The 7,612-nt window shown below is 60.2% G+C and carries 7 protein-coding genes; 5 read left to right on the forward strand and 2 right to left on the reverse strand.

Annotation, left to right across the window (positions count from 1 at the left end; translation table 11 throughout):
• Positions 1–169 precede the first annotated feature (169 nt).
• Together BN871_RS23775 and BN871_RS23780 are read left to right on the forward strand one after the other, a co-directional pair.
• A complete protein-coding gene (locus BN871_RS23775; RefSeq protein WP_048749383.1) occupies positions 170–481 on the forward strand; it encodes a YunC family protein in 312 nt (103 codons plus the stop codon).
• Positions 482–650: 169 nt separating this feature from the next.
• Positions 651–2,423 carry an ATP-binding protein gene (locus BN871_RS23780; protein ID WP_021879987.1) on the forward strand — a complete coding sequence of 591 codons (1,773 nt, stop codon included), beginning with the start codon at positions 651–653 and terminating at the stop codon, positions 2,421–2,423.
• A 153-nt stretch (positions 2,424–2,576) separates the two neighbouring features.
• Here the strand turns inward: BN871_RS23780 and mtnA are convergent, their stop codons facing one another.
• Together mtnA and mtnK are read right to left on the reverse strand one after the other, a co-directional pair.
• Entirely contained in the window at positions 2,577–3,674 is a 1,098-nt protein-coding gene (gene mtnA, locus BN871_RS23785) for an S-methyl-5-thioribose-1-phosphate isomerase (RefSeq protein ID WP_048749386.1), read from the reverse strand.
• 85 nt (positions 3,675–3,759) lie between these two features.
• Positions 3,760–4,971, reverse strand: a complete 1,212-nt coding sequence (mtnK, locus tag BN871_RS23790) for an S-methyl-5-thioribose kinase (protein WP_048749388.1) — start codon at positions 4,969–4,971, stop codon at positions 3,760–3,762.
• Positions 4,972–5,166: 195 nt separating this feature from the next.
• Between mtnK and BN871_RS23795 the strand changes: the two genes are divergently transcribed.
• The 3 genes from BN871_RS23795 to BN871_RS23805 form a co-directional block, all read left to right on the forward strand.
• Positions 5,167–5,772, forward strand: a complete 606-nt coding sequence (locus BN871_RS23795) for a DUF1802 family protein (protein ID WP_048749390.1) — start codon at positions 5,167–5,169, stop codon at positions 5,770–5,772.
• A 164-nt stretch (positions 5,773–5,936) separates the two neighbouring features.
• The gene (gene sufC / locus BN871_RS23800) at positions 5,937–6,716 is read left to right on the forward strand and encodes a Fe-S cluster assembly ATPase SufC (protein ID WP_048749392.1); all 780 of its coding nucleotides are present in this window, start codon (positions 5,937–5,939) and stop codon (positions 6,714–6,716) included.
• Positions 6,717–6,732: 16 nt separating this feature from the next.
• Positions 6,733–7,612 (forward strand): SufD family Fe-S cluster assembly protein (locus BN871_RS23805; RefSeq protein WP_048749394.1); only part of this gene is annotated, 880 nt, incomplete at its 3' end.

A 7,612-nucleotide genomic window follows, 5' to 3' on the forward strand; every position in this document is an offset into this window, starting at 1 on the left:
CGCCACTAAACCATAGATTCCCTGCTTTCCCAATGATCGAGGCCGCTGCCGCTCTGTTGACGGCGGCCTCGGCTGTCGACGCCGCCATAGTCGAAGATCCGGCATTCACCTTCCCCGACACGCCGCGCATACAATACGGAAGTGCTGAGAAGGGAGGTGGCCCATTGTCATGATGCAGATGGTACCGGTTGCTCTCGGAGACGGAAAAACCGCGATCGGCATCGAGGTGAAGCTGCCTAAGACGACGCTGCTCGCTGTAACGACGGATAAAGGATACATCATGTGCGGAGCGCTCGACGTCGCTTTGTTCGACAGCAACCCCAAGCTGAAGGAACGGGGAGTCGTCGCTGCGCGCGCCGTCGGCGTCCGGACGCTGGAAGAGCTGCTGGACGCTCCGCTGGAATCGGTGACGGAGGCGGCTCGGGAAGCCGGCCTCTATGTAGGCATGAAGGGAATCGAAGCCGTCCGGCAGCTGGCTTGACGGAAAGGCGGGCGCATTCCCAAAACAGGGGATGAAGCAGGATGGCAAGGAAGGGCGGAGGGGATGCCGCCCTTTTTTGTTGTTTTTTTGGAAAATCGGCCGTCCCGCTAGAGGGATTGATCCGTTCGTTGATGAAATAGACACAATCAATTTCCTGGAGGGAGAATGAATGCGTCCATTTGCCAATGAAGAGTGGTTTTCTGCAATCCTTCCGAATTCCAACGTGCCGTTGAGCGGGATGATGAGCATTTCGGGACACGGCCATATCTTATACATTTATGAAAATTTGGACCGCTACATCCAAAACGCCGTTGCGTTTGTCCGCATGGGAATCCAGCAGGGGCATCAGACCTTAATCATCGAATCCGTGACGCGATATCAAACCATCCGCAAGCTGCTCTCCCGCCAGATGGATGAGAGCCAGCTTGCCCTTGTCCATCATATCGATCGGGAAGAGCTGTACCGGATGGACGGAGGGTTTCGGAGCGGCATCTTCATGGAGAGATTTTCCCGCGCCGTGGAAGCCTATCAGAAACACGGCCTTTTGCTGCGTACATGGGGCAATATTCCGCTCAAGGATGTGCAGGAGATCAGCTGCGAGCTCGACGCCATGGAACATTTGGCGGATGAATGCGTAGACGGAAACGGGCTGATCTCCGTATGCGCCTATGACGGCAGGCAAATATCGGCCGCCTTCCAGCTTGCGCTGCTGCGGAGCCATGAATATCATATGACCGACGAGGAATTCGTCGCGTCCAGCCTGTACTTGCGGCGCTCCGACATATACCCCTCCCTGGCCGTGCAGAACGAGCATCAGCTCGACATGGACCGCAGCAAGCAGGAAGCGAGCCTGATGCGGAGCCAGCTGCTGGCGACGAAGCATCAGCTGGAGTCCTTCATTACCCGGAACCTGGACCCGGTGCTTATTCTGGACGACCATGATCTGGCCGTCAGCGTCAACCAGGCTTTCGAGACGACATTCGGCTGGACCAAGGATGAGCTGGTCGGGATTCCCAGCCATGCGATGCCTCTGCTCCCGGACGAGAGAACCTTCGAGGTGCGGCGCAATAAATCGATCATTGCCGCCGGGGGAAGCATCGAGGGATACGAATCGGAGCGTGTCACCAAAGCCGGCGTCCGCCTCCATGTCATGGTGTCCAGCTTTCCGCTGCACGACTCCGAGGACAGGATCAGGGGCCGGGCTGTCATCATCCGCGACATTACCGAGAGAATGCAAGCCCAGGAGCTGCTGATCCGCTCGGAGAAGCTGTCGATCGCAGGGGAGCTGGCGGCCGGCATCGCCCATGAGATCCGCAATCCGGTCACGGCGCTCAAGGGCTTCCTTCAGCTTCTTCAGTCCGGAAGCACGGAGAAGCGGGATTATTTCTATGAAATCATGGCTTCGGAAATCCGCCGAATCGAGCAGATTCTCAGCGAGCTGCTCATGCTGGCCAAGCCTCAGGCGGTCCACTTTGAAGCGAAGGATATAAGGCTTCTGCTGGAGGATGTCGTCACGCTGCTGAACGGGCAGGCGATCCTAAACGACGTGCAGATCGTCACTTCCTTCAGCGACGAGGAAATGATGATCATGTGCGAGGAAAACCAGCTGAAGCAGGTGTGCATCAACATGATCAAAAATGCGATCGAGGCGATGCCGAGAGGCGGCAGCCTGATAATCGACGCCCGGATGAATCCATCCGGACGAGGCGTGATGGTCAGTTTCATCGATGAGGGCTGCGGCATTCCGGCCCATTTGCTGGAGAGGCTCGGCCAGCCGTTCTATACGACCAAGGAAAAAGGGACCGGCCTCGGGTTCATGGTCAGCAAAAAGATTGTCGAAAACCATGGCGGCACGGTCGCCGTGCACAGCGAGGAGAACAAAGGAACGACGATCGTCGTCAGGCTGCCGCTGGACGGGGAGCGGACGGGCAATGACGAGTGAGCGAGTCCGCCGACCGGAAGCGGAGCCTGAGGCTGGGGAAGCGATGCATGGGATTTGAGCGGCTTTCATCCCGCAGCCGTTCCATGCCGCTCAGGGCCGGGCACAAAAAGCCGCCATGGAAATCTCCATGGCGGCTTGCTGCTGGATGGGGCCTTATCCCTGGCGGAGCTCCTCGAACAGCTTTTTGAGGTTTTCGCCGTAGGGCGGCCGGATGACGCCTTTTTCGGTAATGATGGCGGTGACGTATTCGGCAGGCGTCACATCGAAGGCCGGGTTGTACACCTTGACGCCATGAGGGGCGGTGCGCTTGCCGAAGCCCTCGGTCACTTCCTCCGCGTGGCGCTCTTCGATCGGAATCTCCGCTCCGGTAGGCGTGCCGAGATCGATGGTGGAGAGAGGGCAGGCGACATAGAAAGGAATTCCATGCGCCTTGGCGAGCACAGCGACGCTGTACGTGCCGATTTTGTTGGCGACATCGCCGTTGGCGGCGACGCGGTCGGTGCCGACGATGACGGCGTCGATCCAGCCCTTGCTCATGACCATGCCGGCCATGTTGTCGCAGATCAGCGTCACGTCGACGCCCGCCTGCTGCAGCTCGAACGCGGTCAGCCGCGCTCCCTGGAGGACGGGACGAGTCTCGTCCGCAAATACTTTGAGCGAGATTCCGCGCTCCTGAGCGAGGTAGAACGGAGCCAGCGCCGTGCCGTACTTCGCGGTGGCGAGCCCGCCCGCGTTGCAGTGGGTCAGGACGCCCATGCCGTCGCGCATGAGCTCCAGCGCATGCTCGCCGATCATCCGGTTCGTCGCCTCGTCCTCGCTTTGGATGGCGATCGCCTCATCGAGCAGGCTTTGCTTGGCCTCATCGAGGGTGACGGCGCTTTGGGCCAGCTCCGCCGCGCGTGCTTTCATGCGGTCCAGCGCCCAAAACAGGTTGACGGCCGTGGGGCGGCTCGTCGCCAGATAGCCGGCTTTCTCGTTTACGCGGCCAAGCCAGGCGGCGAGGCTGTCCTCCGCCTGGAAGGGCTGGCCGGGCAGTCCGCTGCCGAGCACAAGCCCGTAGGCGGCGGCGATGCCGATGGCGGGGGCTCCCCTTACTTTCATATGTCGGATCGCTTCCCAGACGCCTTCGGCATCCGTCAAGGGAAGATAGACGGTCTCCTCCGGAAGCAGGCGCTGGTCAAGCAGCTGAAGCTGGCTTCCCGCCCAAATGAGGGATTGCAGGCCGGGGTAGGCGGCTGCGCTGTCGGTCATGATGGTTCCTCCGTTCATTATGCCTGTCCGGCGATCGTGCCGGCGGAGCCGGCTTCCGGGCAAGGTGTCGATAGGCGGTCCGCGCCTAGCGCGCGGATGCCGTAAGTGCGATGTCGATGACTTCCTCGATCGAGGCGATGGTGCGGTGGCGCTTGATGAGCTCCTTGCCGATCGCCAGCGCCATCCGCTTCGCGCGCTCGCGGACGGCGTCGTCCGGAATCGCGTCGAGATCGGCGACATGGGCGAACCCGACGACGCGGCGGACCATCTTGGCGCCGGCGAATCCGGCCGTATCCTGCAGCAGGCGGTTCATATAGAGATCCTGGAAGCCCTCCGCTACGGAGAAGACGGGATCCTTGCCATGCTCGTCCCACAGCGTGCGGAACTTGGCGGCGAACTGAGTCCATACGCCGCGAACGGTCTCCGTCAGGAATTCCCGGTACTGCTTGCGGGAATCCGCCTCCGGGCTCCAGTGCTCCTGTCCGGCAAAGTTCAGCAGCAGGTTCGCGATGACTGCGCCGATATCGAAGCCCATCGGGCCGTAGAAGGCGAACTCGGGGTCGATGACCTTGGTGGAGTCGGGCAGGGCGAAGATGCTGCCGGTATGAAGGTCTCCGTGAAGCAGCGCCTCTCCGCGCGTGAGGAACTTCTCCCTCAATACGGCGATTTCCAGATGGAGCGCGGCGTCCGTGCGGAGCGCCAGCGCCTCGTCGGCGATCGAATCCTCATAGTTGTTGCGCTCATGCTCGCGGTAAGGCTCGTCGAAGATGAGGTCTTCCGTGATCTGGCACAGCTCCACGTTGACGAACGACTGCTGGCGCAGCTTCTTCTCCTGCTGGCTCATGCCCAGATCCGAGGTGAAGAACAGCGTCTGGGCGAGGAAGGTGGAGATGTCGCTCGCGAATCGCGGATACAGCGTGCCTTCCATCAGCCCTTTGCGCATGATGACATGGCTGCTGAGGTCTTCCATGACGGTGATGGCCTGCTCCTGGTCGGTGAAGTAGACTTGCGGCACCAGCTCAGGCGCCAGGCTGTGCTGGATCTTGAGGGCTTCGCCTTCGATCCGCGCGCGGTCGACCGACAGCGGCCAGGACTCGCCGAACACTTTGACATAAGGCAGCGCCTGCTTCACGATAAGCCCCTTGCCGGTCGCAGGCTCGGTAATATGGAAGACGAGGTTCAGGTTGCCGTCGCCGATCTCGGTGCATTCCAGCTCCGCTCCGGGAGCGAAGACTCCTTCCACCGTGCGGGCGAGCTCGACCGCTTCCGCCTCGCTGTAGGGATGATATGCTGGCATTAGTGATTTCCACCTTTCATGGGTAGCATAATAAAAGAAGGAACAATTCATGAGAATCGCTTGCGGCCGCGTGCGTACGCCAGGCTCTTGTTCTACATAAGCTCTAATTATAGCCCATCTTTTTTAGACTTGAAATAGGCTCGTTTGATATAATGGGGCGAATATGCTTGACGGGTGAAAGGATGTGTGGCCGAAGTGAACGTACCTGATGGAGCCGGCGCAGGAGCCGCCGCGCTGAAGGAATGGGCCGTCGCGGTCCGGGCGCTCGAGGAAGGGCGCCAGATCGTCGTCCTGCGCAAGGGCGGCATCGCCGAGGAGACCCGCCATTTCCGGCTGGAGCGGCCGGATTTTTATCTGCTCCCGGCTTATGAGCATCAGCGGCCGGAGCTTCTCAAGGAGGAAGCCCGCCCGATTCTGGACGAAGTGCTCGGAGAATGGGACGGTCCGGATGCGGGCGCGGTGTCGATATCGAGCTGGGCTCATGCGGTCGAGGATATTCCGGTTACGGACCCGGGCATTCTGGAGCGGATCAGGGAGAGGCATATCTGGACGGATTCCTTTGCCGAGGAACGCTTGAAATGGAAGAAGCGGGATCCGCTGCATGTGCTGCTGCTTCGGGTGTACAAGCTGAGGCAGCCGCTGCGGCTGCCGATGGAGCCGGCTTTCACCGGCTGCAAGTCGTGGATTTCCTTGCCTGGGGGGCTTGGAGCCGATCATTCGGAGCCTGTGCTTGGAGACGAGGAGTTCAACCGAATGAGAATGGAAATCCGCAGCTTGCTCGGAGCGGCCGAGATTAATTGATTTATAACGAGTTTTATACTAAAATTATTATTGAGAACGACTGAGAATGACCTTCGGGCGCAATTGCTCCCGGAGACTCGCAAAGCAGACAGCTTCCACGGCGGAATCCGCCAGGCGGTACACCGTCGCCGGAAGTACTCATATTTGAAGGGAGCATTTCAAAGATGGCAACGCAATTCGTCATTGACGGACTCAAGGCAACGATCGAAGGCAAGGAAATTCTCAAAGGCATCAACCTCAGCATGAAGGGTGGAGAAATCCACGCGATCATGGGACCGAACGGAACGGGCAAAAGTACGCTGGCTTCCGCTCTCATGGGGCATCCGAAGTATGAAGTGACCGAAGGCACCGCGACGCTGAACGACGAGGATCTCATGGAAATGGCCGTGGACGAGCGCGCCCGCGCAGGCCTGTTCCTGGCGATGCAGTACCCGAGCGAGATTTCCGGCGTGACGAACTCCGACTTCCTGCGCAGCGCGATCAACGCCCGCCGCGAGGAAGGCAGCGAGATTTCCCTCATCAAGTTCATCCGCCAGATGGAAGGCAAGATGAAAGAGCTGGACATGAACCCCGAGTTCGCCCACCGCTACCTCAACGAAGGCTTCTCCGGCGGCGAGAAGAAGCGCAACGAGATTCTGCAGATGATGCTGTTGGATCCGAAGGTCGTCATCCTGGACGAAATCGACTCCGGCCTCGACATCGATGCCCTAAAGATCGTCGCGCAAGGCGTCAACGCGATGCGTTCCGAGGACCGCGCTTTCCTGGTCATCACTCACTACCAGCGCCTGCTGAACTATGTCAAGCCTGACTTCGTGCATGTCATGATGCAAGGCCGCATCGTCAAATCCGGCGGTCCTGAGCTGGCTGAGCGTCTCGAGGCGGAAGGTTATGACTGGGTTAAGGCTGAGCTTGGCATCGAAGACGAAACAGTCGGCCAAGCCTAAGACGGGAGGGAACCAGATGAGCACAGAAGTATCGAACCCCGTTGAACGGGCATATGCGGAAGAAGTATCCCGCGGCAAGGGCGAGCCGGCATGGCTGACCGCCCTGCGCGGCGAAGCGGCCGAGCTGTCGGCAAGCCTGGAATGGCCGAAGCCGGAGAAGACACGCATCGACCGCTGGAATCTCGGCGCGTTTGGCCAGCATGGCCAAACCACGCCGCTTGCTTCCGAGAACGAGCTGCCTGAGCAAGCGGCATCGCTCGTAGCCGGCGCGCAGGCGCTGCTGGTGCAGCGCGGATCGGGCAATGTCCTGCGCCGCCTGCCGGAGGAGCTGGCTGCCAAAGGCGTCATCTTCACGGATCTCGAGACGGCTGCTTCCGAGCATTCCGAGCTGCTGCAAAAATACCTGTTCAAGGCGATCGCCAAGGACGAGAACAAGCTGACGGCGCTGCACGCGGCGCTGTGGAACGGCGGCGTATTCCTGTACGTGCCGAAAAATGTCGAGGTCGAGGTTCCGCTGCAGGCCCTCTTCTACAACGAGGATGCATCGGTATCGTTCGCTCCGCATATCGTCATCGTGGCCGAGCGCCACAGCCGCGTGACTTATGTCGACAACGCTCTTACCGTAGGCGGAGGAGCCGACGCGGTCCACCATTCCATGGTGGAGATCTTCGTTGAAGCCGGCGCCCACGTCGACTTCGCTTCGATCCACCAGCTGGGCTCCAACGTGATCGACATGTCCGTACGCCGTGCGGTGCTTGAGAACGACGCGCGCATCCAATGGGTGATCGGCGATCTCAACGACGGCAATGTCATGTCCGACACGCTGTCCGTCCTCAAGGGCAACGGCTCCTCCTCGGATGCGGCCGTCGTCAGCATCGGCGCGGGCAAGCAGCGCA

This window comes from Paenibacillus sp. P22 (assembly GCF_000469945.2).
Taxonomy (GTDB): domain Bacteria; phylum Bacillota; class Bacilli; order Paenibacillales; family Paenibacillaceae; genus Paenibacillus_O; species Paenibacillus_O humicus.

Bases quoted from the DNA above. Each gene is read 5' to 3' on its own strand.
- sufC (WP_048749392.1), top strand. From the start codon at position 5,937: ATGGCAACGCAATTCGTCATTGACGGACTCAAGGCAACGATCGAAGGC.
- mtnA (WP_048749386.1), bottom strand. From the start codon at position 3,674: ATGACCGACAGCGCAGCCGCCTACCCCGGCCTGCAATCCCTCATTTGG.
- mtnK (WP_048749388.1), bottom strand. From the start codon at position 4,971: ATGCCAGCATATCATCCCTACAGCGAGGCGGAAGCGGTCGAGCTCGCC.
- BN871_RS23780 (WP_021879987.1), top strand. From the start codon at position 651: ATGCGTCCATTTGCCAATGAAGAGTGGTTTTCTGCAATCCTTCCGAAT.
- BN871_RS23775 (WP_048749383.1), top strand. From the start codon at position 170: ATGATGCAGATGGTACCGGTTGCTCTCGGAGACGGAAAAACCGCGATC.